Source organism: Paludibacterium sp., from assembly GCF_019232825.1.
Classification (GTDB): domain Bacteria; phylum Pseudomonadota; class Gammaproteobacteria; order Burkholderiales; family Chromobacteriaceae; genus Paludibacterium.
Genome location: NZ_JAFAND010000034.1, coordinates 1 through 22,673 on the forward strand (window position 1 = coordinate 1; position 22,673 = coordinate 22,673).

Genomic DNA, 22,673 nt, shown 5'->3' on the forward strand with positions numbered 1-22,673 from the left:
ATTTGATGCTGTGCAGCAAAATTGACGACGTTGTCATTGTGCAACACGCCTGTCACAATGCCTGCCCATAGCGGTCTGGGGGCGGAAATGGCTGTCTCAAGGCTTTCGGCATGGTGTTTTTGCTCTATTTTTGGAGTGAGCCGGCAGGCTTTTGCTGGCGTGGCGATGGCTGTATTTTCGTTTTTTGTCTGATTGGTTTTCTTAATCTTCGAAATATTTTCCTTTTATGCGCGTTTTCTCCTGTGTAGAATCCGAATCAAACATAAAACAACATGCCAACGTCATTGCCGGGGGGCGGCCGCCGCCGGGAAAGACATCGGGCAAAACAGGCCGCGCGCGTTCGCGCCCGGCGCCACGCAGCACACAAGGAGAGTGGAGAATGCAGAAACAGTACATCCTGGCGCTCGACCAGGGCACGACCAGTTCACGCGCGATCGTGTTCGATCGCATGGGCGACATCGTTTCGGTCGCGCAAAAAGAGTTCACCCAACATTACCCGCAGCCGGGCTGGGTCGAGCATGACCCGCTGGAGATCTGGGGCGGGCAAGCCGGCGTCGCGGCCGAGGCGCTGGCGTATGCCGGGCTGGAGAGCAACAATGTGGCCGCCATCGGCATCACTAATCAGCGCGAGACCACCGTGGTGTGGGATCGCGAGACCGGCCAGCCGGTCTACAACGCCATCGTCTGGCAAGACCGCCGCACCGCCGATTACTGCGACAGCCTGAAGGCGCAAGGCCTGGAGGCGACCATCCGCGCCAAGACCGGGCTGATGATCGACGCCTATTTCTCCGGCAGCAAGGTCAAGTGGATTCTCGACAATGTGCCGGGCGCCCGTGCGCGCGCCGAGGCAGGCAAGCTCGCCTTCGGTACCATCGATAGCTGGCTCGTGTGGAACTTCACCCATGGTCAGGTTCATGTCACCGACGTCTCCAACGCCTCGCGCACGATGCTTTACAACATTCATACGCTGTCGTGGGACGACGAGCTGTTGAAGCTGATGGACATCCCCGCGAGCCTGTTGCCGGAGGTGCGCTCGTCGAGCGAGGTGTATGGCACGACGCAAGGCTCGCAGTTGGGTGCGGGCATTCCCATCGCCGGCATCGCCGGCGACCAGCAGGCGGCGCTGTTCGGTCAGCAATGCACGCGGCCGGGCATGGTGAAGAACACCTACGGCACCGGCTGCTTCCTGATGATGAACACCGGCACCAAGCCGACCGAGTCCAACAACCGGCTGTTGACCACCGTCGCCTGGCAAGTGAAGGGCGAAACGCATTACGCGCTGGAAGGCTCGATCTTTATCGGCGGTTCGGTGGTGAAGTGGCTGCGCGACGGGCTTGGCATCATCAAGCATTCCAGCGACGTGGGCGAATTGGCGCATCAGGTGGCCGATAGCGGCGACGTGTATCTGGTGCCGGCTTTCGCCGGGCTCGGCGCGCCGCACTGGAACCAGAACGCGCGCGGCTCGCTGTTCGGCGCGACCCAGGGCACGACGGCGGCGCACGTGGCGCGCGCTGCGCTGGATAGCATTGCCTTCCAGACTATGGATGTGCTCAAGGCGATGGAGGCCGACGCCGGCATGGCGGTGCCGGAACTGCGGGTCGACGGCGGCGCGTCGGTCAACAATCTGCTGATGCAATTCCAATCCGACATTCTGGCCACCGACGTCATCCGGCCGAAGATCACCGAGACCACCGCGCTTGGCGCCGCTTATCTCGCTGGCCTGGCCGTGGGCTACTGGCATGGGCTCGACGACGTGCAAGGGCAGTGGCAGCTCGACCGCCGCTTTCAGCCGGACATGTCGCCGGCCAAGGTGGCGCATCTGGTCAACGGCTGGCACCGAGCCGTCAAGGCGGCCATCGCCTGGGCAGACGCCGAGTGACTTGCGCCATAACGACAAGGATAAAAACATGACTCCCTTGATTGCTGAATTCATTGGCACCGCCTTGCTGGTTTTGATGGGCAACGGCGTGGTGGCCAACGTCATCCTGAAAAACACCAAGGGCCATAACAGCGGCCTGATCGTGATCGCCTTCGGCTGGGCCATGGCGGTATTCGTGGCCGTGTTCTGCGTCGCGGCTTACAGCGGCGCTCACCTCAACCCGGCGGTGACGCTGGCGCTGGCGGTGGCGGGCAAGTTCGATTGGGCGCGCGTGCCGGCGTACATGGGCGCGCAGATGCTGGGCGGCGCGTTCGGCGCCTTCTTGGTGTGGGTGATGTACCGCCAGCATTTCGCTCATACCGATTGCGCGGACACCAAGCTCGCGGTGTTCTGCACCGGTCCCGCCATCCGTAGTCTGCCGGGCAATCTGGCCTCCGAAATCATCGCCACGTTCGTGCTGGTGTTCGCCGTGCTCAACATGGTATCGCCCAAGGCGTCGCTCGGCGCGCTTGACGCGCTGCCGGTCGGCTTGCTGGTGCTGGGCATCGGCGTGTCGCTGGGCGGCACCACCGGCTATGCGATGAGCCCGGCGCGCGATCTGGCGCCGCGCATCATGCACGCGCTGTTGCCGATCCCCGGCAAGCGCGACAGCGACTGGGGCTATTCCTGGGTGCCGGTGGTCGGCTCGTTGGTCGGCGGCACGCTGGCGGCTTTGCTATATAGCAAGCAATTCCTCTAATCGAAGAACGCGGCGCGTCGCTTTGCCGGTTGGGGCGCGCGCCATTTTTTTGTCTAGCGAACATAAAACGAAAATAAATACAACATAAAAGCAACATTTTCTGTTGAATCGATCATGGCGAGCGGCTAAGCTTCAAGGACGCGCAAACGCTGAGGAAAATGAGAGTGGAGAATCAAACTTGGGATCTGCTGGTGGTCGGCGGCGGCATCAACGGCGCCGGCATCGCGCGTGACGCGGCGTTGCGCGGCTTGTCCGTGTTGCTGTGCGAACGGGATGACCTGGCGCAGCACACGTCGTCGGCCAGTACCAAGCTGATCCACGGCGGCCTGCGCTATCTGGAATATTACGAATTCGGCCTGGTGCGCAAAGCGCTGCAGGAGCGCGAGGTGTTGCTGCGGCTGGCGCCGCATATCATCGGGCCGATGCGTTTCGTCATGCCGCACGATGCCAGCCAGCGGCCGGCGTGGATGATCCGTTGCGGGCTGTTTCTGTACGATCATTTGGCGCGGCGCGAGATTCTGCCCGGTTCGGTGGGCGTCGATCTCTCCCGTCACCCCGCCGGCGGGCCGCTGAAGCGGGGGTTTCGCCGCGGCTTCGAGTATTCGGACGGCTGGGTGCAAGACGCGCGCCTGGTGGTGCTCAACGCGCTGGACGCGGCCGAGCATGGCGCCACGATTCTGACGCGCACCGCCTGCGTCGCCGTATCGCGCCATCAGCGCCTATGGCGCGCGACGCTGCGCGGCGCCGATGGCGTCGAGCGCACGGTGCAGGCGCGCGCGCTCATCAACGCCGCCGGGCCATGGGTGGACCGTTTCCTGCGCGACGAGGCCGGTCTCGCCGCCAGCAAATCGGTGCGTCTGGTCAAGGGTAGCCATATCATCGTGCCGCGGCTGTTCGAGCACGACTACGCCTACATCTTCCAAAACCCGGACAAGCGCATCATTTTCGCCATTCCCTACGAGCGCGATTTCACTTTGATCGGCACCACCGACGTCGAGTATCACGGCGATCCGGCCGAGGTGGCGATCAACGAGGACGAGATCCTCTATTTGTGCACGATGATCAACCGTTATTTCGAACGGGAGATAACGCCTGCGGATGTGCTGGCCACCTTCTCAGGCGTGCGTCCGCTGTTGGACGACGCCGCCGACGATGCCGCCAGCGTGACGCGCGACTACTCGCTCGAGCTTGCCGGCGGCAAAGGCGCGCCGTTGCTGTCCGTGTTCGGCGGCAAGATCACCACCTACCGCAAATTGGCCGAGCAGGCGGTCGACATGCTGGCGCCGAAGCTGGGTGCCGCGCTTCCTTGCCAGAGCGGCCTCTCGCCGCTGCCTGGCGGCGATATGCCGACGGGCGGTTTCGATGCCTGGGTTGGCCTCGCCAAGGCACGCTACCCCTGGTTGCCGCAGGGGGTGCTCGCGCGCTATGCCCGTGCCTATGGCTCCCGGCTCGAGCGGGTGATCGGCGCCGCCAAGTCGCTGGCGGAGCTGGGGGTGGAGATCGCGCCGGGCTTTTACGAGGCCGAGGCGCGTTATCTGGTGGATGTCGAATGGGCGCGCAGCACCGAGGATCTGCTCTGGCGGCGCAGCAAGCTGAAACTCCATTTCTCGCCCGCGCAGATGGATGATGTGGCGGATTGGCTGGTGCGTTATCTGGCGGCGCCGGCACGGAGCGATGCGGCGCGACGGAACACCGCGCCGGCATGAACGATATGTAGTAATACTACAACATTAACGCGATATGACGCATTCGCACGCCGAGCGAGCGAAAAGGGCTTGATTAAACGGCCCTTCTGGTCCAACGGCCGGTGCGCGCATCGGCGGATTCCACTTGAGCTGAAGCAAACTTTTGCAAAATTACAGCAATGAGTACACTAAACAATGAAGCATAGTCCATTGCAATGTGATTAAATTTTGCCAGTGGCATAGCAAAGTGATCTGAGGCCGCTTGTGCCTTGCCACGATGGCGTTCGTTCACTCACAGAGGAAATAACTATGTCTTCGATCAAACTGGTTGCGCCGTTCAGCGGCTCCGTCGTTCCCCTGGCCAATGTTCCGGACCCGGTGTTCTCCGGCCAGATGATGGGCGACGGCCTGGGCGTCAACCCGACCTCCAATACCCTGGTTGCACCGTGTGACGGCATCATCACCCAAGTGGCGCGCACCTCGCACGCGCTGACGCTGACCGCCGACAACGGCGCCGAAGTGCTGATGCACATCGGTATCGACACCGTGAAGCTCAACGGCCAAGGTTTCTCCCCGCGCGTTCGTCAAGGCCAACGCGTCAAGCAAGGCGAAGCGCTGATCGACGTCGACTTCGCCAGCATCAAAGGCAAAGTGCCGTCCATCACCAGCGTGGTGGTGATCGCCAATAGCGACGACTACACCCTGTCGGGCAAAGCCGCTGGTTCGCTGAGCGCGGGGCAGTCGGCATTCATGACCGTAACCTCGCGCTAAACACCGCGTCGTTCCGTTCATCCGGCCCTCCGTTCAGCGTCTGAACCGGAGGGCCGTGTTATATCCGGCTGTGGCCACACCGACCGGGGAGAGAGAGAAATGTCTATCAAAATGCAGATTGTGCTGGTTCAGTTGGTGGGAACCGGCGTGACGGCGGGGGTGGCGTTGGCCGCGCTCGGCGCGGGGGCGGGGGCTTGGCTTGGCGTGTTGGCCTTGGTGGCGCTGTTGTCGCTGCTGGCCTCCTTCTGGGTCGGCGCGCGGGCCGAACGGCCGCTGGCGTTGATGCAGCAGCTGGCGCAAGGCGGTGAGGTGTCTTCCCCGGCAGGCGACTGGGGCAGCGTGTTTCAACGTGTTTCCGGGTTGCAATCCGAATTGCGCGCCTTGGCGCAGCAGGCGCATGACAGCGCGCAGGCGGCGGCCGGCGCCGCGCAGGCGCTGGCGGGCATGACCGAGCAGGTCAGCAGCAGCGTGCAGCAGCAGGCCGATTCGACGCGCGAGGCGGCGGCCACGATCCAGCAGATGACCGTCAATATCAACCATGTGGCCAATAGCTCCGGCAAGGCCTCGCGCATGGCGCGCGAAGCGGGTGAGATCGCCAGTCAGCGCGTTCAGGACGTGCTGGCGTCTTCCGAGCAGATGCGCGCGGTGGCGGATAAGGTGCAGTCGACCTCTCGCCGCATGGCGGCGCTGACCGGCCAGGTGGAAAAAATCGGCAATATCGTCGGCGTGATCGTCGACGTGGCCGATCAAACCAACTTGCTGGCGCTTAATGCCGCCATCGAGGCGGCGCGCGCGGGCGAGTTCGGCCGCGGCTTTGCCGTGGTGGCCGATGAAGTCCGCAAGCTCGCCGAGCGCAGCGCGGTGTCGGCGCAGGAAATTACCGCCATGATCCAGTCGATTCAGCAGGAGGCGGGCTCGGTGGTCGAGAGCATGCAGCAAAGCCTGTCGAGCGTGCTCGAAGTCAGCCAGAGCGCGGCGGCGAGCGCCGAATCGATGCAGGGCATCCAGGAAAGCTCGCAGACGGTGGTGGGCTCGATCGAAACCATCAGCGGCAACCTGCGCGAACAGCGCATGGCGAGCATCGAATTGGCGCAGAAGGTGGCGTCGGCGGCGCAGCTGGCGGAATCCAACATCGAAGTGGTATCGCAGCTCAAGAGCACATCGGGCGATCTGCAGGCGCTGGCTGACCAGCTGACGCACAGCGCTCAGCGTGTCGGCGGGGCGGCGGCCTGATCGATCAAGCCGGCGCGGCGATGAGGGTTGTCGTCCGCGCGCGCTTGCCCGCTTTGATGAGTGGTTGAGGGGGAAAAGAGGACCGCATTAGCGCGCGAGCCGGTCGAGCGCCTGCTCGCTGAGGTTGGTGCATTGCATGATGATCATGCGGTCGATGCCACTGGCCAGTATCTTGCGCGCTACGTCCTCTCGCTCTTCTTGACGCCCTTCTTGGCGTCCCTCTTGCCGCCTCTCTTGGCGTCCTTTTTGGGCACCGATCTCAATCCCTTGCTGCCGGGCTTTTTCTCGCAGTCTTTCCGCAATCGTCATGACAACCTCCTTGTACTGCGGCGCGCTGTGCGCTTGCGCTAATGCTTTTCCCGTCGGCGCCTGGCTTTGGGGCCCAAGCTGAGTAAGAAACGCAACGGCCTGATCAGTTCCATCATTGCGAGTGCATGGATTTGGCGAGTCGAGGCGCATTAGCTTTTGCGGGGACGGGCACTACCAATTCACCATGCCTCCTTTGGTCTGTGACGATCATTAAAGTCTTGTCTTGGTCTTAAAGTTCAATATAATGAATTTTGTGCATGGTAAATATCATTTTATTGAATGTATTCTGGCTTCTGTCATTGGCGTGAAAGCGTAGCTGGCAGAGCGGGGCACATGGAGTGAGTAGATAGATATGGCCAAAGTCAATATCGCGCTCTCAGCCATCCCTCAGGCGATGAATGAACTGCAAGCGCTTGGAGGTAGGCTGCGAGCCTGCCGAATCGATCGGAATTTAACGATTGCTGAGATGGCGGAAAGAATGCTGTGTTCCATCAATACGTATCGTGATCTGGAAGCGGGGAAGCCGACCGCAAGTCTGGGTAATTTTGCGAGCGCACTTTGGTTGCTCGGCCAGCTTGATACGTTGAAGGGCGTGGCACCCGTCCCGGCTGCTTTGGCAGCGAAGAGCCGAGCTAAAACCAAGCGCTCTCGTGGTTTAGCGTTCGCTCACGACGATCTGGACTTCTGACATGATGCGAGAGATCTATACAGGCATTGTCTTACCGGGACAGGGGGCTGTGACGGCGGCGGCACGGGTGCGGCTTGAGCAACAAGGGCTGTTCGAAGAAGGTGTGTTTGCTTACGGCCGCAAGTATCAGGCGTTGGAAAATGCGATCGCACTCAATCCTGGATACTTGCCGTTGGAGAATGAGATATTCCCGATGACGCCAACAAGGAGCCGGGATGGTGGCGCACTGAATCTTACGTTGAAGGATGCATTGCCTGATGCTTGGGGGCGGCTAGTAATTCAGGCGCGTAATAACTGGAATGCCGTCAGTGATGTGGATGTCTTGCTGCAAACTAATGCCGACAGAGTTGGCGCCATGGTTTTTGCGGAGCGCCTGGATGAGATTCCGGATCTGGATCTCTCCGTAAAATCGTTTCGCCTGGAGGATCTGGCAAAGGCTGCGCATGCGCTTGAGTTCGATATGGATGTTCCACCGGAGTTTCGCCGACTCTTACGGCAAGGAGGAAGCTTGGGGGGCGCCCGTCCCAAGGCTTCGTTCGTACGTGAACGGTCGCTCTGGATTGCCAAGTTTCCGGCAAAAGATGATGAGCTAGACGTCCAGTTGCTGGAGCACTGCACCTTGTTACTAGCCTCTCAATGTGGCATCCGTGTGCCGGATCACCTGGTTGTTTCTCTTGGCAAGATCCATTCGCTTCTTCTGCGGCGCTTTGATCGTCCTGGACTCATTGAACAGGGAGCTCGGATCCATTATCTTTCTGCCGCAGCCTTCACGGATAGCCCCTATGAATCTAATGCCGGTAGCTATGTAAAGCTAGCGGAGCATCTGCGACGCTATGGTGCGAATGTTGCAGAAGATTTAGCGCAGCTTTTCCGGCGTATGGTCTTCAATATGCTTATCGATAATAGCGATGACCATGTTAAAAATCATGGGGTTCTCCATGTTGGTGGAAACCGCTATGCGCTGGCGCCTGCCTTTGATCTCGTGCCACAGCTCACCAATCTGGGCTACATGGGAATGGCAATGATCGATCAGGATCTATCAGCCAGTCTCGATACTGCCCGCCAGCACGCTCCTCGTTTTGGCCTGACACCAGAGGTGGCTAACCGCATTATTGGGGAGGTCGCTGCGGGTGTGAGGTTATGGCGTCCCGTGTTTGAGTCTTGTGGTGCGGATAAAGCCATTCTTGCGCGTGTGGAGGCGTGCTTTCAGCGTCAAGCCCGCATCGTAGGCATTGCTTCGGTTTGAGTTCCTGCCGCAGGCGGTAGCGTGCGCTGAGGGAGGCTGCATGTGGAACATAACCAAACAATACGCTAACCGAGGCGAACGGATTGTTTTGGGCGAGAAGAACAACCTATTGGTCTAATGCGTGTGTTTTAGACCAATAGGTTGTTCTCTTATGTGAGCCGAGTGCCAGCATTGGGTGCCAAATATCTATTGCAATGAGATTCATCGACTTTTCCTAGCTATCTCAAAGACAGCATCCTGTGGTGCCGGCAGGAATGTGCCCGGAACATCCAGTAGGAAGATTGCGCGAGCATAGTGACCGATTTGCGTGGCATTGCTGCCGTGTTCAATCGATACATAGGTGGTCTTCGAGATGCCAAGCATGTCCGCCACCTCGCTCTGCGTCAAGCCACGCTCTTTGCGAGCAAGAGTGATGCGCTCTCCAAGTGCGTTCAAAGCAAACTGTGCATGGATCGGTAAGGGGCAGAGTTTAGTCAGATTACGTCTTGGCATGATGAGCAATGGGTTGGCGTCACGGGGTATTGTGAACTAATAGGCTGTTCTTTTTCATTAGGGGTTCGGAGGCAGTTTTGCCTGTCGGCCACGCGCTCTTGTGTTTTTATTCCTTGCTGGATAGGGTGATGCCTGCGGCCAAAGCCGCAACGAGCGCGGGCCCAGGAGTGTTACTAGCACCCCAGGACCCGCTAACCAAACCAACTCCTTACCCATTAAGCAAAGGAGAGTTGATATGGCTGTCTGCCATCGTACTGCAATCCCCTCCGCGGCTTCAAACCGCGACCTCCAGCAACTGCCGCTGTTCACCCTGATCTCGGAACTGTGCGCGCCACGCAAAGGCCAGGCCGACCCCGGCGTTTGCCGGCTCATCGTCGACAGTCGTCTGCCGTGGGCCTCGCTGCGTGTCGATGCCGAGCGCTCATGGATGTATTTGCCGGATGGGGTACGAACCCGGCGGGTGGCGGGGTGCCTGATCTTAACCGCCGACTAAGGCGATAATGGAGGCGGGGCCCGTCGCGGCCCCGAAGAGGCTTGTATGGAAATGAAACGTCTGAATGCCGGTAAGCTGCGTGCGGTGGGTTATGATCGCGCCAGCCGTACGCTGCGCGTCGAGCTGGATGATGGCAAGTTGCTGGATTACAGCCATGTCGGCGAGTCGCTTTGGCAACGTCTGGTCACCTCCGCCGCTGCCTGGAGTTTTTACCGGGACAACATCGAAGACCAATTCAGCTGTAAGCTCGCTGCGCGCGGTGACAGCGGGCCGAAAGCCAATCCTCTCGACGAACTGTTTGGCCGACCCGAGCAAAACCGAGACGAGGGATGAACAGTGGATAGTCAGCAGCCCGATTTGCACAGCGCACGGCTGATCTTGCGGCCGGCCGGCCCCGCCTTTGCGCAGGCGTTGCTGTGCTACCAGCAACGCAATTGCGAACACCTCGTGCCATGGGGGCCGATTCATACCGAGCTGTCCTCCGCCCAGGCTTTTCTTGCCGGGCGCGCGAACGACTGGGGGGAAGGGCGCGGCGCGTCCTATCTGCTGTTTTTGCGCGAGGACGCCGAGACCGTCGTCGGCACGGCCTCGCTGTTCAAGCTGGAGCGCGGCATGATGCAGGGCTGCACCATGGGGTACGGTATCGATCGGTCGCTGCAGGGAACGGGACTGATGCGCGAGGCGCTGGCCGCCTTGATCGGCCTGGCATTTGGCCCGCTCGGCCTGCATCGCATCCAGGCCAACTACCAAGCGGACAATGTGCGCAGTGCCGCGCTGCTAGAGCGTCTGGGGTTCGCGATCGAGGGGCGCGCCAGCCAGTATCTGTTTTTGAACGGCGCCTGGCGCGACCATGTGCTGACTGCACTTATCAATCCCGACTTTGCCTGGGCGGATCCGCCCTAGGCGTCCGCGCGCCGTAGAACGATATGTGTAGCCTTCTCCGACGCGACGAATTCCACGCATTGATAGCCCAGCGCCCGCAAATCAATCCCTTCGAACAGCGCTTCGCCGCGGCCGAGCAGGACCGGTGAAATCGCAATGTGCAACGCATCGATCAGGCCCGCGCGCAGATACTGGCGAATGGTGTCCGGCCCGCCGCCGATGCGCACGTCCATGCCGGCCGCGGCTTCGCGCGCCCGGTCGAGCGCTTCGTGAATGCCACCGGTGATGAAGTGAAACGTCGTGCCGCCCGCCATCTCGATGGTGGGACGCGCATGATGGGTCAAGACGAAGACGGGGACGTGATACGGCGGACTGTCGCCCCACCAGCCTTTCCAGTTCGTATCCGGCCAATCCCCGCGAATCGGTCCGAACATGTTTCTGCCCAGAATCCAGGCCCCGACATGCTGAAACCCCCGGGCGGCGAAATCGTCGTCAATACCCGTCGTGCCGCCGTTCTTGCCGAACAAGGTTTGCTGGAACGTGCGTGTCGGCACCAGCCACTGATGCAGTGCCGTTCCACCCACGCCAAGCGGATTGTCGATGTCTTGATCCGGGCCCGCGCCGTAGCCGTCGAGCGAGATGGTAAAACCTTCAACGCGAACGCGTGTCATCGGTTGTCTCCGTTCAGGGGGATCAGGTTCTTCTTTTTATGTTGTGTTCAGTGCAAAAGGAAAGTTCTGATGTCATTTCTGCGTAGCGGTCTCCCTATGCCTTTTCAGATGCCTGCCAGATGAAGGGTATCAAGCGGTACCGGACTATGCGCTGGTAACGCGCATAACCATCCAGGCTGGCACTGAGGCGGATTTCCTCATCGCGAATCGTGATGACGCGCTGGTCGGCCGAGACCTCAATCGTTCCTCGGGTGTAAGTGTTCGCGCGAAACGTCAGAAATACGATTTGTATGATCGGATGTATGGTTGTTTTTGGTCGCCGTCTGCCCCGGCATGCCTGCCGTCGTTAAAGGATGCCGACCCCGATCAGCCGCAGGTGCCACGAGAGAATGAAGCCGAGCCACAGCACCACGGCCAGCGCGCACACGAGCAGGTCGCGGCTGAGATGGCCTGGCGGGTAGGCGACGCCGGCGGCGCGGTCACGGCGCAGCGACACCACCGTCAACGACAGCGACCAGACGAAGAACGCGCCGAACAGCACCAGATCGGCCGGGCGGCCGTTGAAGATCAGGTGCATGCCCGACCACAGCACCAAGCCGATGCTCATCGGGTGACCGACGCGCTGTTTGATGTGGTTGCCGGGAATTTGGCTGGCGATCAGCAGAATGAACGAGAAGAGCATCACCAGCATCATGCCGTGACGCGCGCCGAAGGGCAGTTGCCAATAGACGCCGGGAAGCAGGCGCGCTGCGGCGTAGCCCTTGACGATCAGTGCCAGACCAACGAGCGCGGCCACCGAGTGAATGCCGCGCCAAACCATCTGCCCCAGGCGCGCGATTTGCGCCTCGCGCCAGGCGGGCGCCCACAGGCGCACCGAGTGCATTGCAAGAAAAATCAGCAAACCCAATAGCATCAGCATCATGATGCGGCCTCCGGGCGGGTGGGGTTAGGCGAGTGCTTGCGCCAACGCGCTGGCGAGCGCGGCCGGCTGGTCTTGCGGAATCGAGTGGCCGCAGTCGGCGATGATACCCGGCGAGACGCCCATCTGCGGCAGTTCGTCGAACTGCGCGTCCGGCAGTGACTGCTCGCCGAACAGTACCGTGCGAGGCATCGGCAAGGCCCGCAGCTGTTCTCCCCAGCATGGCTCAGCGCCGACGACCAGCCCTTCGGCCGCGCGGTAGATGGCCAGCGGCGAGGCGCATTGCATCGTACCGGCCCATTGCGGGTGCTCGGCAAGCCGGATCACTTCGGTATGGCCTTGAGTAAGGTAGCGCGCGAGCGGCTGTTCGGCAATGGCGCGGCTGAAGGTGCCGCCGCCGTTGGTCAGATTCGGCTCGGCCAGGACCAGCCGGCGAATGCGAGCCGGGTTGCGCCGTGCGAGTTCGATGGCCACGGCGCCGCCCATGCTGTGGCCGAACAAATCGATTTGCGGCAGATCGAGCGCGTCGAGCAACGCGACGAGCGTGCCGGCCTGCGAAGCCGGGGTGTAGTCGAAATCTTCCGGTTTGTCGCTAAAGCCGTGGCCGAGCAAATCGGGAATCAGGAAGCGCCGGCCCGCCAGCGCTGGATCGGCGGTGACGCGGGGAAAGTCGCTGGAGCCGGCGCAACCGAGGCCGTGCAGCAACAACAAGGGGGTCTTATCGCCCGGCAGGTCGTGATAGCGCAATGCGGCCCGAGGCTGTTGCAACTGGAATACTTGCATGCGGCGCGTGCTCCTTGAGGGTTATTGCGCCTTTAGCGTCAACAGGCCCGCGCCCATGGCGACGAACAGGCCGCCGGTGGCGCGGCGGAAGCGTGCCGACTGCATGGTGTCGGCCAGATTGCCGCCGACCAGGTGGCCGGCTAGCGCATAGGTCATCAAAGCGCTGAACGACATGCTCATGAAGGTCAGCGACAGCAACACCAGCTGCGGCATCAGCGGCTGGTCGTGCACGATGAACTGCGGAAACAGCGCGGTGATGAACAAAATGGCCTTGGGATTGGATAGCGCTAGCAGCAGTCCTTCGCGGTACAGGCTCGCCGCGTTGGGCGGCGTCTCGGGCGCCGCCTTGGCGTGGCGCAGTTTGGCGCCGCCGGCGCGCCACTGCTTGATGCCCAGGTAGATCAGATAGCCGGCGCCGCAGATTTTCAGCAGCAAGAACAGGGTGGCGGACGCGCGCAGGATGGCGCCCAAGCCGATGGCGCTGGCGCTGATAAGCACCAGCAAGCCGGAAATATTGCCCAGCGACGACAGCGCCGTGCGGCGCCAGCCATACAAGGTGCTGTTCTGTAGCGCCAGCATGACGGCGGGGCCGGGCGTGAACACGGCGGCGAGCGCGGTGGCACAGAACAACAGGTAGAGCGGGGTATTCATGCGGTGGTCCTTGCTGTCGGAATCAACAGTCTAACGTTGAATATGCGAGATGAAAATCCCATGGCCAGGTGTCACGAGGGAAACGTGCATTGCCTACGACGAATGCACGCTACGAAATTGGGTGCTGTCAACGGTAGCATGCGTTCGCGCAGTAACGCACGGCTTAGGAGGGCGTGTGGCGAGGTTATGAGCTGCCGCGCGCCATCAGGGTAAAGCCCAGGTCGAGCGCGCGCGGCGCCTCCTGGTTGTCGATCGCGGCGCACAGCATGCGCGCCGCTTGGCGGCCGATGTCGTAGCGCGGCGTGGCGATCGAGGTCAGCGCTGGATGGGTCCAGGCAGAGGCCGCCAGGTCGTTGAAACCGCCGATCGCCAAGCGCGCCGGCACGGCGATGCCACGGCGCTGGCATTCGTACAGCATGCCCTGTGCCAAGTCGTCATTACAACAGAATACCGCGTCGCAGTCGGGGTGCTGGGCCAGCAACTCGGTCAGTAGCGTCGCGCCCAAGCCAACGGACGAGGGCGTTTCCAGCCAGATTTCGCGCGCGTCGAGGTTGGCCTCTGCGAGCGCGGCGCGGTAGCCCTCGGCGCGCTGCCGTGTGCGCGGGTCGCCTTGCGCGGCCACGTAGGCGATGCGGCGATAGCCGCGGGTGATCAAATGCCGGGTCATCGCCTGGCCGGCCGCGCGTTGAGACAGGCCGACCGAGCGGCTGTCGGCGGCGTTGTCCAGCTCCATCATGGTCACCACCGGCAACCGGCTCTCCGCCAGCAGCGCCTGCGTGCGCGGGCTGTGATCGAGGCCCGAGAGCAAAATCCCGTCCGGCGCATGGCCGAGAAACGCCTCCAACTGCTTCTCTTCCTCGCGGAGCGAGTAATGGGTATTGCCGATCAGCATCTGCATGCCGCGCGGTTGCAGTTCGTCATGAATGCCGCCCAGCACGTCGACGAACACCTCGTTGGTCAGTGACGGCACGAGCACCAGCACGTTGCCGGAGCGGGCGGTGGCCAGCGCGCGCGCGGCGTGGTTGGGCCGATAGCCGAGTTGGCGCACGGCCTGGGTGATGCGTTCGCGCAACACGGGCGAGACGCGCTCGGGGGTTTTGAGCGCGCGCGAGACGGTAATGGCGCTGATGTCCAGTGCCCGCGCCACGTCGGCGAGGGTGACGCGGCCGGTGGCGCTATTGCGGGGTTTGCGTTCTGCCATGGCGCGGATTCTACCGGATTGGCGCCGGGCCGGCGCGGCGCGTCAAAGAATCTACTTTGCAACCTGTTATGTTAGCGCTAACATCGTGACGCGTTTATTTCAACAGACCGGGCCCGTCCGGTCTCAACCCGATGACAAACACGATGACTGCTCAATGCTTTTTGGTGATGGGGGTGTGCGGCAGCGGTAAAAGCGAGATCGGCGCGCGCCTGGCGGCGCGGCTGGGATGTCGCTTTATCGAGGGCGACGATTTTCACCCGCAGGCCAATCTCGACAAGATGCGCGCCGGCATTCCGCTCAACGACGACGATCGCCAAGACTGGCTGGCGAGCCTGGCCGGCGAGTTGGCGCAGGCGGCGGCAGAGGGCGCCGGCGCGGTGTTGGCCTGCTCGGCGCTCAAGCGCCGCTATCGCGATCTGCTGCGCCAAGGCGCGCCGGCTTTGCGGCTGGTGTATCTGCGGGCCGAGCCCGCGCAGGTGATCGCGCGCATGCAGGCCCGCGAAGGGCATTTCATGCCGGTGGGGCTAGTGGATAGCCAGTTCGCCGATCTGGAACCGCCACGGGCCGACGAGCATGCGCAGGTTTGCCCGGTCACGGATACCCCGGAGCACATTGTCGACACGATTCTGGCGGCGCGGACCGACTGACGGCCGCGCCGTTTTCACAACACACGGAGAGAGATATGAATCAGGGAAATCCGGCGGCGATCCCGCGGCTACGCTGGGGAATCGGCGCCTTGCTGGGCATCGGCGTGTTGATCAACTATCTGGACCGCATCAGCGTGTCGGTGGCCGGGCCGCAGTTGCAGGCGACCTTCGGTTTGAGCAACCAGTCGCTCGGCTTGCTGTTCAGTGCGTTCTTCTGGACCTATGCCATGCTGCAGATTCCGGTCGGCATGATTCTGGATAAGTTCGGCGTCACGCGCATCGGCCGCTGGGGCGCATTCTTGTGGGTGTTGGCCTCAAGCATCACCGCGCTGGCCGGCGGCTTTGGCGGCCTGTTCGCGGCGCGCGCCTTGCTCGGCATCGCCGAAGCGCCGGGCTTCCCCGCCAGCGCCAAAGCCACCGGCTATTGGTTTCCGCGCCAAGAGCGCGCGCTGGCGACCGCGCTATTCGACGCGGCGGCCAAATTCTCCAGCGTGATCGGCGTGCCGCTGGTGGCCTACGCGGTGGTGACGCTGGGTTGGCGCTGGGGATTCGGCGTGACGGCGGTATTGAGCTTCGGTTATTTCATCGCCTACTGGCTGATCTATCGCGATCCGAGTCAACACCCGCGCCTGTCGGCTGCCGAATATGACTATATCCGCCAGGGCGGCGCGGCGACGGAGGGCGAAAGCCAAAGCGGCTCGCTCGCGACGCTCGGCTATCTGCTGCGCCAGCGCAAGCTGTGGGGTCTGACCATCGGCTTCGCCGCCTACGGCTATTCGTTCTATCTGTTTCTCACTTGGCTGCCGGGCTTCCTGGTGCAAAGCATGCACATGAGCATCCTCAAATCGGCCGGGTTCGCCGCGGTGCCATGGATGTGCGCCACCGTGTCCGATTTGCTGGTCGGCGGCTGGCTGATCGACCATCTGGTTCAGCGCGGGGTGGATGAGACGCGCGTGCGCAAGACCGTGCTCGTCACCGGCATGCTGTTCGGTTTGTTCGTGTTCGGCGCGGTGTGGACGCACGATCCGTACTGGGCCATCGCCTGGATCTCGCTGGCTTTGGCCGGCCTGGCCGCGGCGGCGCCGGTTGGCTGGTCGTTGCCGTCGCTGATCGCGCCCAAGGGCGCCACCGGTACGGTGGGCGGCATCATGAACTTCGCCAATAACATGATGGGCGTGGTAGCGCCGATCGCCACGGGCTATATCGTCGGCGCGTCGCACTCTTTCACCAACGCTTTCCTGGTGGCGGGGGTGGTGCTGCTCGTCGGCGTATTGTCCTTCGTGGTGCTGCTCGGCCGCATCGAGCCGATTGCCGAACCCTGATTTGCCTCGGCGCCGGTTCGCGCATAAGGTATCGAAAGATCCCAAATGTCATAAGGTGCGCCGATGAACACCAGAACCGGCCTCGATTGGTCCAAAGCCCAGCAACTTTACCTCCGCGAGCGCGATGCTTTCGTCGCCATGCGTCCGGCCTCGCGCGCGCTGTCGCGCGAGGCCGCCGATCACCTGCTGTTCGGTGTGCCGCTGCACTGGATGGACGACTGGTCGACGCCGTTTACCCTCTTCGTGCGCGCGGCGCAGGGGGCGTCGTTCGAGGATGTGGACGGCCATCGCTACGACGATTTTTGTCTGGGCGATACCGGCGCCATGTTCGGTCATTCGCCGGCGCCGGTGGCGCGCGCGTTGGCCGAGCAGGGCGCGCGCGGTCTGACGGCGATGCTGCCGAGCCGCGACGCGGTGTGGGTGGCGGAGGAGTTGGCGCGCCGCTTCGGTTTGCCGTATTGGCAATTCGCGCTGAGCGCGTCGGATGCCAACCGTTTTGCCTTGCGCTGGGCGCGCGCGATGACCGGCCGGCGCCAATTGTTGGTCTTCAACGGCTGTTACCACGGTACGGTGGACGACGTGTTCGTCGATCTGGACGGCGGCCGGCCGGTTTCGCGCGCGAGCTTGCTGGGACAAGCGACCGACCTGACGCAAAACACGCGGGTGGTGGAGTTCAACGACCTGGCCGCGCTGGAGGCGGCTTTGGCCGACGGCGAGGTGGCCTGTCTATTGGCCGAGCCCGCCATGACCAATATCGGCATGGTGCTGCCCGAGCCGGGGTTCTGGCCGGCGGCGCAGGCGCTGTGCCGCCGCTACGGCACGCTGCTGATCTTGGACGAGACCCACACCATCAGTAGCGGTCCTGGTGGCTTTGGCCGCGCCCACGGACTCGCGCCCGACATGCTGGTGCTGGGCAAGCCCGTGGGCGGGGGCGTGCCGTGCGCGGTTTACGGCTTCTCGGCCGAGACGGCGACGCGCGCCGAGGCGGCCAAGCGCCGGGCGCCTCCCGGCCACAGCGGCATCGGCACCACGCTGACCGCCAATATGTTGGCCATGGCGGCCATGCGCGCCAATCTTGAGCAGGTCATGACCGACACCGCCTACCAGGCGATGTTCGATCTGGCCGCGCGCCTGGCGGCGGGCTTGCGCGCGGCAATCACCCGGCAGGGCATGCCCTGGTGCGTGACTCAAGTCGGCGCCCGCACCGAGTTCCAGTTCACGCCGATGCCACCGCTCAACGGCAGTCAAGGCGACGCCATCTTGGATGGCGAGCTGGAGCACATGATTCATCTCTATTTGCTCAACCGCGGCTTATCGATTACCCCATTTCATAACATGATGCTGGTGTGTCCGCATACCAGCGAGTCGGCGGTGGATCGGCTGGTCGCGGCCTTTGAGGCGTTTTTAATTGAAATTCGCGCTTAGGGGATATTCGGTTTAGGTCATGTTTCTTTCCCTGTAAATTCTTGAAAAATATAAATAACTTACTAAATGATGAAATGTTATTTATTCGCGAATTTCCAGGGAGGTTCACATGACGCGAACGGGAAAAATAATTTACTTCGGCTTCTGGCTGTTTTTTTTCGGCGGCATAGTCAATGCGGCGCCGGAAAAACAGATTATCCAGTTCCTTGCCGATATGGACGATGCGCCGCCTTTTTTGATATTTAACGGCGATATGCCGACAGGCGGCATCGAGTATGACATGGAGCTCGCTCTAGCCAAACAGCTCAAGGCGGAAGCCGCGTTTATTCCGACGCCGCAGCGGCGAATCAATGAGTTCATGGCCAGTGGCCGAACGGATGGATTTTGCTATTTCACGCCGGAATGGCTGGAGGTGCCTGCGACCTGGAGCATTCCCTGGCTCAAGCACACCGACGTGCTGGTGAGCAGCGGGCGTGTGCCGATGCTCATGCATTGGGGAGATTTAAAAGGCAAACATATCGGCACGGTTATCGGCTATCACTATCCGAAAATCCAGCATACGGGATATATTCGTGATGACGTTATTGATCCGTTGCGTAATTTGGATAAACTCAAGATCGGCCGGTTTGATTATGCGGCAACGGATTTGACGACTTTTTTATATTATTTGTCATTTCATAATAGCTTTAAAAATTATAACGTAATAAAAATGCAGGATTATCAGCTGCAATGCGGATTTTCGCTGAAGAGCAAAGTGGACATCAAAGCGGTCAATCAGGCCATTGCCAGAATGCAAAACGACGGTGAGATTAAACGGATCATCGTAAAATATCGCCCGTCCTATCCGGTGCAGATCAGCACGATTGACTAGGGCCTGTCTGCAAACTATTTGTGAACTGCGCTGGCCTGGTAAATGGCCAGATGCTAGGCGGGGGGCGCCGGCCTTAGTCATTCTAAGGCCAAGCCGCCCAACGACGCAGATGGCCGTTTACCAGGCCAGCCCTTCGGGGCCGGTATCCGCCGGCGCATCGCGTTGTCGCTTGCCCCTTGCAGTGAATGACACTGCGGCGGGACGCGCTTCTAGCGCTGCATCCGACTGATGCCGGCCGCAGCCGCAAATAGTTTGCAGACAGGCCCTAGGGACCCTCTGAACAAGTTATTTGCAGCGGTTGCCAATGTCTGTCTGAGGGGGGCTTAGAGAGTCTTAATGCGCTCAATCGTATCCGGGTACTGCTTCACCATCTGGATAAGCAGTGCGGCTTGTGCATTGGGATGGGTGCGGCCTTGCTCCCAGCTTTCCAACGTGCGCGGGTTGGTCCGCAAATAGCGGGCAAATACCGCGCGCGATACGTTCAGCCGTTCACGGATGGCAAGCAGATCGTGTGCGGTCACTTCGGGGGCCGGCGTCGCTTCATCCATTTGATGACTGCGAAGCGTTAGCTTGCCGTGCCGGCTTTGCTCTAGGGCGTCGAAGCCTTCAGACAATTCCGCAAACAGATTGCGTTTCATGATTCATTCCTTGCGTTCAGTTCGCGTTTAAGCATGGCGTTTAGCGCCAGACGATCCTGGGCGTTGAGATCGCTCATTTCGTCCTTGTCGTAGAGCGTAAACAGCCAGAATTGGTCGCCGCCGTTCCACCAATAGTAAATCACTCGTAGGCCGCCACGCTTGCCTTTGCCTCGTCTTTTATCTGCGTGCCGTACCTTGCGTAGTCCGCCTGTCCCTTCGATGACATCGCCAGCGGCCGGGTTTGCCATCAGCGTGGCTTGCCGCGCGCGAAAACCCGTATCGTCAAGATAATCCGCCCGGTAGCGGGCAAAGGCAGGCAATTCTGCGAAGAGCGCTTTCATCGTTAAACTATACGTTAATAGCGTATAGATGAAAAGGCAGCAGAGTTAAAGCAGGGCAGGGGATCAACATGGCGGCGGGAAAGCGGCCCGCCGGATCTCCCCGGGCGGGCCGTTCTAATGGCACTAGCGCACGTCGCGGTAGTCGCTGGTGCTCGGCCGCTTGAGCACCACTTCGGACATGAAGTTGACCACGTAGCGCATCGCGGTGGTGACGAAACCTTCCTCGTCAAGCCGCCGGGCCGAGGTGGGCATGACGAGCCCGAGATCGAACACCACCCTGCCAACCTCCGCCAGCCGGCGGGCGATATTGGTGTCCTCGCCATAGAAGGCGATGTTGGTGTCGAAGCCGCCGATATTCAGCAAGGCGTCGCGCCGCGCGGCGAAATTGCCGCCGACGGCCATGTACTGGGTGAACAGGTAGGTCGGTTTCGCCAGCATCAGCCAATACAGCCGTACCAGCGCGCTCTTGAATTTGGCCAGGTCGTAATAGGCGTACGGACCGCTGACGCAAACGGCGTCGGGTTTCGCCTGGTAGAGATCGAGCACGCGCGCGAGCCAGCCGGGCGCCATGCGCGTATCGGCGTCGATATAAGCCAGAATCTCGCCGCGCGCCTCGTCGAGCCCGCGTTGGCGGGCATGGGTCAGTCCCTTTTTCTGCTCCGTCACCACGCGCACGCCGGCGAAGCCCGCCGCGATCTCGGCGGTGCGGTCGGTGCTGGCGTTATTGATCACAATGATTTCGAATGGGCCGCGCGACGACTGCCGAGCGATTTCATCCTGCGCGTGGCGTAGGCAGTCGGCCAAATAGCCTTCTTCGTTGTAGGCCGGAATGATCAGGCTGAGCTTCATGGCTGGACTCCTTGGGGGTGTGAATCGAAGCGGGGCGCCGGGCATGCGGCCTCTGCATAGGCTGCTTCCCAACGGGAGACAATATCGTCGAGCGCATAGCGCCGGGCGCGGCGCGCGGCGTCCTCGCCCAAACGCAGGCGTAGCGCCGGGTCGGCCAGCAGTGCCGAGATCTGGCGGGCGAAGTCGCCGTCGTCTTGCGGCGTCGCCAAGCGGCCGCACTGGTCATCGACATACTCAGGCAGCGCCAGCGAACGCGCCACCACGGCCGGCAGCCCGCTGCTCATTGCCTGCAGCGTCACCATGCTCTGGGTTTCGGAGGTGCTGGCCAGCGCGAACAGCTCGGCCGCCTGGAACACCTGGGCCAGCGCCGCCTTGTCCAGCGTGCCGAGAAAGCGCACCCGCCCGCTCACGCCCAGGCTCGCGGCCAATAGGCGCAGCGCGGCCTCTTCCTGGCCGTGCCCGGCCAACACCAGCTCGACGTCCGGCTGGCTCGCGGCAATGCGCGGCAACGCGCGGATCAGCACGTCGATGTTCTTCTCGCGCGCCAGCCGGCCGGCATAGACGACGGTGGCGCCGCCAAAGTCCCAGCGCGCCTTCAGCGTCTGGCGCTCGGCCGTTTCGGCCGGGGTGAAGCGCGCGGTGTCGATCGGATTGGAGATGACATGCGTCGGACGCGCCAGGCCATGTTCCTGCATGGCGTCCAATACCGATTGCGAGGGGCCGGTGACCAGCCGGCAATGGTTGTAGAAGGCCGCGACCGCCTTGAGGCTCGCTTGCTTGACCCAGGCGGAGGGCAGCGGCACGTAATCGGAGAAGGCGTCGACGGCCCAGTGGTTGGTGCCGACCAGCGGCAGCCGCAGCTTCCGCGCGGCCACGCGCGCCTCGAACCCTGCGCCCAGAAAGGTATGGGCATGAATGAGTTCGGGGCGGAAATCGGCCAGGGCGCGCCAGCAGCGGCCGGTCGGTATCAATAGGCGCGATTGGCCGGTCGAGCTCGGCACCCGTAGTGAAGCCCGGCGTAGAACGCGCACGTTGGCGCCGAGGTCGATTTCGCGCACCGGCACCCGCGACAAGCGGAAGTCGTTGCGCGCGGCGCGCGGCGCGACGATCGTCAGCTGGTGGCCGCGCTCGCCCAGCGCGCGGCAGGTGGCCAGAATCGAATCCTGAATACCGCCGAGCTCGGGGTAGAAACTGTCGCTGAAGACGGCGATGCGCATGGTCAGTCCTCCGGGAAATAGGGCCGGACACGGTAGCGCAGCCAAGCGCAGGCGGTGGCGAATAGCCCGGCCAGGGCCGCTGTGCTGAACAGCCACAGGTAGAAATCGAGGCGTTGATAGGCGGCGCCGCCAAAGAAGCCCACGACAGCGAACAGCGCGCTTTTGGGCAGCGTCGCCAGCAAATTCCAGCCGAGAAAGGATAGGAACGGCAACCGGGCGGCGCCAGCGGCGATCAGGATCAGGAATCCGAGCGCATGCGTCAGTTTGCCCATGACGAGCAGTCGGCCGGCGTGGCGCTGCAAGTGCGCCTGCAGCCACAAGGCGCGCCGCCGCCGGTGCCAACCGCGGGCGCCGCGCCACAGCCGGGCGGGCACCCGGCCGAGACGGCCGAGCAGATAGAGCAGCGAATCGCCGGTCAGGTCGGCGGCGATGGCCAAAAGATAGACTTGGCTCAGGTGGAAAAAGCCCTGTGCGGCGAGAAAGGCGCCCAAGGCGGTGGCCAGCGGGCCTTCCAGCACCATGGCGGCGAACAGGGCGGGGAGCCCATAGACGGACAGCGCCGCGGACAGCCAGGCGGGGGATGTCAACACCGGGTCTCCGCGAGACGGGGGCGAGCGGGCATAGCCTCCTCCTTATTATCGGCGGGCGGCTGTCGGGGCCGCCTCGAAGGCCATGCTAATCAGGATTTGTTTCAATTGCGCGAAAGCTGGGAGTGGGGAGT

General features: G+C 62.1%; 26 protein-coding genes. 14 read left to right on the forward strand and 12 right to left on the reverse strand.

The window, feature by feature from the left end:
- Positions 1-379 precede the first annotated feature (379 nt).
- The 5 genes from glpK to JOZ06_RS03050 all read left to right on the forward strand — a co-directional run bounded on the left by glpK (position 380) and on the right by JOZ06_RS03050 (position 6,307).
- Positions 380-1,879, forward strand: a complete 1,500-nt coding sequence (gene glpK / locus JOZ06_RS03030; RefSeq protein WP_293228478.1) for a glycerol kinase GlpK — start codon at positions 380-382, stop codon at positions 1,877-1,879.
- Positions 1,880-1,907: 28 nt separating this feature from the next.
- Positions 1,908-2,618, forward strand: a complete 711-nt coding sequence (locus JOZ06_RS03035; RefSeq protein ID WP_293228480.1) for an MIP/aquaporin family protein — start codon at positions 1,908-1,910, stop codon at positions 2,616-2,618.
- Positions 2,619-2,782: 164 nt separating this feature from the next.
- Positions 2,783-4,324 (forward strand): glycerol-3-phosphate dehydrogenase, encoded by a 1,542-nt coding sequence (gene glpD, locus JOZ06_RS03040; protein WP_293228482.1) that lies wholly within the window; start codon positions 2,783-2,785, stop codon positions 4,322-4,324.
- A gap of 288 nt (positions 4,325-4,612) precedes the next feature.
- Complete coding sequence (locus JOZ06_RS03045) at positions 4,613-5,074, forward strand: PTS glucose transporter subunit IIA (RefSeq protein ID WP_293228484.1); 462 nt, start codon at positions 4,613-4,615, stop codon at positions 5,072-5,074.
- Between the two features lie 99 nt (positions 5,075-5,173).
- A complete protein-coding gene (locus JOZ06_RS03050) occupies positions 5,174-6,307 on the forward strand; it encodes a methyl-accepting chemotaxis protein (protein WP_293228486.1) in 1,134 nt (377 codons plus the stop codon).
- Between the two features lie 87 nt (positions 6,308-6,394).
- On the opposite strand, the gene JOZ06_RS03055 is transcribed toward JOZ06_RS03050, so the two are convergent.
- The gene (locus tag JOZ06_RS03055) at positions 6,395-6,616 is read right to left on the reverse strand and encodes a hypothetical protein (RefSeq protein ID WP_293228488.1); all 222 of its coding nucleotides are present in this window, start codon (positions 6,614-6,616) and stop codon (positions 6,395-6,397) included.
- Between the two features lie 352 nt (positions 6,617-6,968).
- On the opposite strand from JOZ06_RS03055, the gene JOZ06_RS03060 reads away from it, so the two are divergent.
- Both JOZ06_RS03060 and JOZ06_RS03065 read left to right on the forward strand, forming a co-directional pair.
- Positions 6,969-7,304: a helix-turn-helix transcriptional regulator gene (locus tag JOZ06_RS03060; protein WP_293228490.1), complete on the forward strand. Its 336-nt coding sequence runs from the start codon at positions 6,969-6,971 to the stop codon at positions 7,302-7,304.
- Position 7,305: 1 nt separating this feature from the next.
- Entirely contained in the window at positions 7,306-8,550 is a 1,245-nt protein-coding gene (locus tag JOZ06_RS03065; protein WP_293228492.1) for a type II toxin-antitoxin system HipA family toxin, read from the forward strand.
- A gap of 201 nt (positions 8,551-8,751) precedes the next feature.
- On the opposite strand, the gene JOZ06_RS03070 is transcribed toward JOZ06_RS03065, so the two are convergent.
- On the reverse strand, positions 8,752-9,042 hold the full coding sequence (locus tag JOZ06_RS03070; RefSeq protein ID WP_293228494.1) for a helix-turn-helix transcriptional regulator: 291 nt from the start codon (positions 9,040-9,042) through the stop codon (positions 8,752-8,754).
- A 235-nt stretch (positions 9,043-9,277) separates the two neighbouring features.
- Here JOZ06_RS03070 and JOZ06_RS03075 point away from each other — a divergent pair, with 235 nt between their 5' ends.
- The 3 genes from JOZ06_RS03075 to JOZ06_RS03085 are packed head-to-tail and all read left to right on the forward strand — an operon-like array spanning position 9,278 to position 10,438.
- Positions 9,278-9,535: a hypothetical protein gene (locus JOZ06_RS03075; protein WP_293228496.1), complete on the forward strand. Its 258-nt coding sequence runs from the start codon at positions 9,278-9,280 to the stop codon at positions 9,533-9,535.
- A gap of 45 nt (positions 9,536-9,580) precedes the next feature.
- The gene (locus JOZ06_RS03080; protein WP_293228497.1) at positions 9,581-9,868 is read left to right on the forward strand and encodes a KTSC domain-containing protein; all 288 of its coding nucleotides are present in this window, start codon (positions 9,581-9,583) and stop codon (positions 9,866-9,868) included.
- A 3-nt stretch (positions 9,869-9,871) separates the two neighbouring features.
- A complete protein-coding gene (locus JOZ06_RS03085; protein WP_293228499.1) occupies positions 9,872-10,438 on the forward strand; it encodes a GNAT family N-acetyltransferase in 567 nt (188 codons plus the stop codon).
- Here JOZ06_RS03085 and JOZ06_RS03090 read toward each other — a convergent pair.
- From JOZ06_RS03090 to JOZ06_RS03110, 5 genes are all read right to left on the reverse strand, one after another.
- Positions 10,435-11,088: a dihydrofolate reductase family protein gene (locus JOZ06_RS03090; protein ID WP_293228501.1), complete on the reverse strand. Its 654-nt coding sequence runs from the start codon at positions 11,086-11,088 to the stop codon at positions 10,435-10,437. The genes JOZ06_RS03085 and JOZ06_RS03090 overlap by 4 nt on opposite strands.
- Before the next feature lie 346 nt (positions 11,089-11,434).
- Positions 11,435-12,010, reverse strand: a complete 576-nt coding sequence (locus JOZ06_RS03095) for an NnrU family protein (protein WP_293228503.1) — start codon at positions 12,008-12,010, stop codon at positions 11,435-11,437.
- Between the two features lie 24 nt (positions 12,011-12,034).
- Complete coding sequence (locus JOZ06_RS03100) at positions 12,035-12,790, reverse strand: alpha/beta hydrolase (RefSeq protein WP_293228505.1); 756 nt, start codon at positions 12,788-12,790, stop codon at positions 12,035-12,037.
- A 21-nt stretch (positions 12,791-12,811) separates the two neighbouring features.
- Positions 12,812-13,441, reverse strand: a complete 630-nt coding sequence (locus JOZ06_RS03105; protein ID WP_293228507.1) for a LysE family translocator — start codon at positions 13,439-13,441, stop codon at positions 12,812-12,814.
- A 184-nt stretch (positions 13,442-13,625) separates the two neighbouring features.
- The gene (locus JOZ06_RS03110) at positions 13,626-14,642 is read right to left on the reverse strand and encodes a LacI family DNA-binding transcriptional regulator (RefSeq protein WP_293228509.1); all 1,017 of its coding nucleotides are present in this window, start codon (positions 14,640-14,642) and stop codon (positions 13,626-13,628) included.
- Between the two features lie 143 nt (positions 14,643-14,785).
- On the opposite strand from JOZ06_RS03110, the gene JOZ06_RS03115 reads away from it, so the two are divergent.
- The 4 genes from JOZ06_RS03115 (at position 14,786) to JOZ06_RS03130 (ending at position 18,907) form a co-directional block, all read left to right on the forward strand.
- Positions 14,786-15,289 carry a gluconokinase gene (locus tag JOZ06_RS03115; protein WP_293228510.1) on the forward strand — a complete coding sequence of 168 codons (504 nt, stop codon included), beginning with the start codon at positions 14,786-14,788 and terminating at the stop codon, positions 15,287-15,289.
- A 35-nt stretch (positions 15,290-15,324) separates the two neighbouring features.
- Positions 15,325-16,611 (forward strand): MFS transporter, encoded by a 1,287-nt coding sequence (locus JOZ06_RS03120; protein WP_293228512.1) that lies wholly within the window; start codon positions 15,325-15,327, stop codon positions 16,609-16,611.
- A gap of 63 nt (positions 16,612-16,674) precedes the next feature.
- Positions 16,675-18,036, forward strand: coding sequence for an aspartate aminotransferase family protein (locus JOZ06_RS03125; RefSeq protein ID WP_293228514.1), 1,362 nt, complete (start codon positions 16,675-16,677; stop codon positions 18,034-18,036).
- A gap of 109 nt (positions 18,037-18,145) precedes the next feature.
- Positions 18,146-18,907 carry a transporter substrate-binding domain-containing protein gene (locus tag JOZ06_RS03130; RefSeq protein ID WP_293228516.1) on the forward strand — a complete coding sequence of 254 codons (762 nt, stop codon included), beginning with the start codon at positions 18,146-18,148 and terminating at the stop codon, positions 18,905-18,907.
- A 323-nt stretch (positions 18,908-19,230) separates the two neighbouring features.
- On the opposite strand, the gene JOZ06_RS03135 is transcribed toward JOZ06_RS03130, so the two are convergent.
- The 5 genes from JOZ06_RS03135 to JOZ06_RS03155 all read right to left on the reverse strand — a co-directional run bounded on the left by JOZ06_RS03135 (position 19,231) and on the right by JOZ06_RS03155 (position 22,542).
- Positions 19,231-19,545 (reverse strand): transcriptional regulator, encoded by a 315-nt coding sequence (locus JOZ06_RS03135; protein ID WP_293228518.1) that lies wholly within the window; start codon positions 19,543-19,545, stop codon positions 19,231-19,233.
- Entirely contained in the window at positions 19,542-19,793 is a 252-nt protein-coding gene (locus JOZ06_RS20640; protein ID WP_366814347.1) for a toxin, read from the reverse strand. The genes JOZ06_RS03135 and JOZ06_RS20640 overlap by 4 nt, the downstream gene beginning before the upstream one ends.
- 216 nt (positions 19,794-20,009) lie before the next feature.
- Entirely contained in the window at positions 20,010-20,735 is a 726-nt protein-coding gene (locus JOZ06_RS03145) for a glycosyltransferase family A protein (RefSeq protein WP_293228520.1), read from the reverse strand.
- On the reverse strand, positions 20,732-21,952 hold the full coding sequence (locus tag JOZ06_RS03150) for a glycosyltransferase (RefSeq protein ID WP_293228522.1): 1,221 nt from the start codon (positions 21,950-21,952) through the stop codon (positions 20,732-20,734). The genes JOZ06_RS03145 and JOZ06_RS03150 overlap by 4 nt, the downstream gene beginning before the upstream one ends.
- A gap of 2 nt (positions 21,953-21,954) precedes the next feature.
- Positions 21,955-22,542: a VTT domain-containing protein gene (locus tag JOZ06_RS03155; protein ID WP_293228524.1), complete on the reverse strand. Its 588-nt coding sequence runs from the start codon at positions 22,540-22,542 to the stop codon at positions 21,955-21,957.
- Positions 22,543-22,673: the final 131 nt, after the last annotated feature.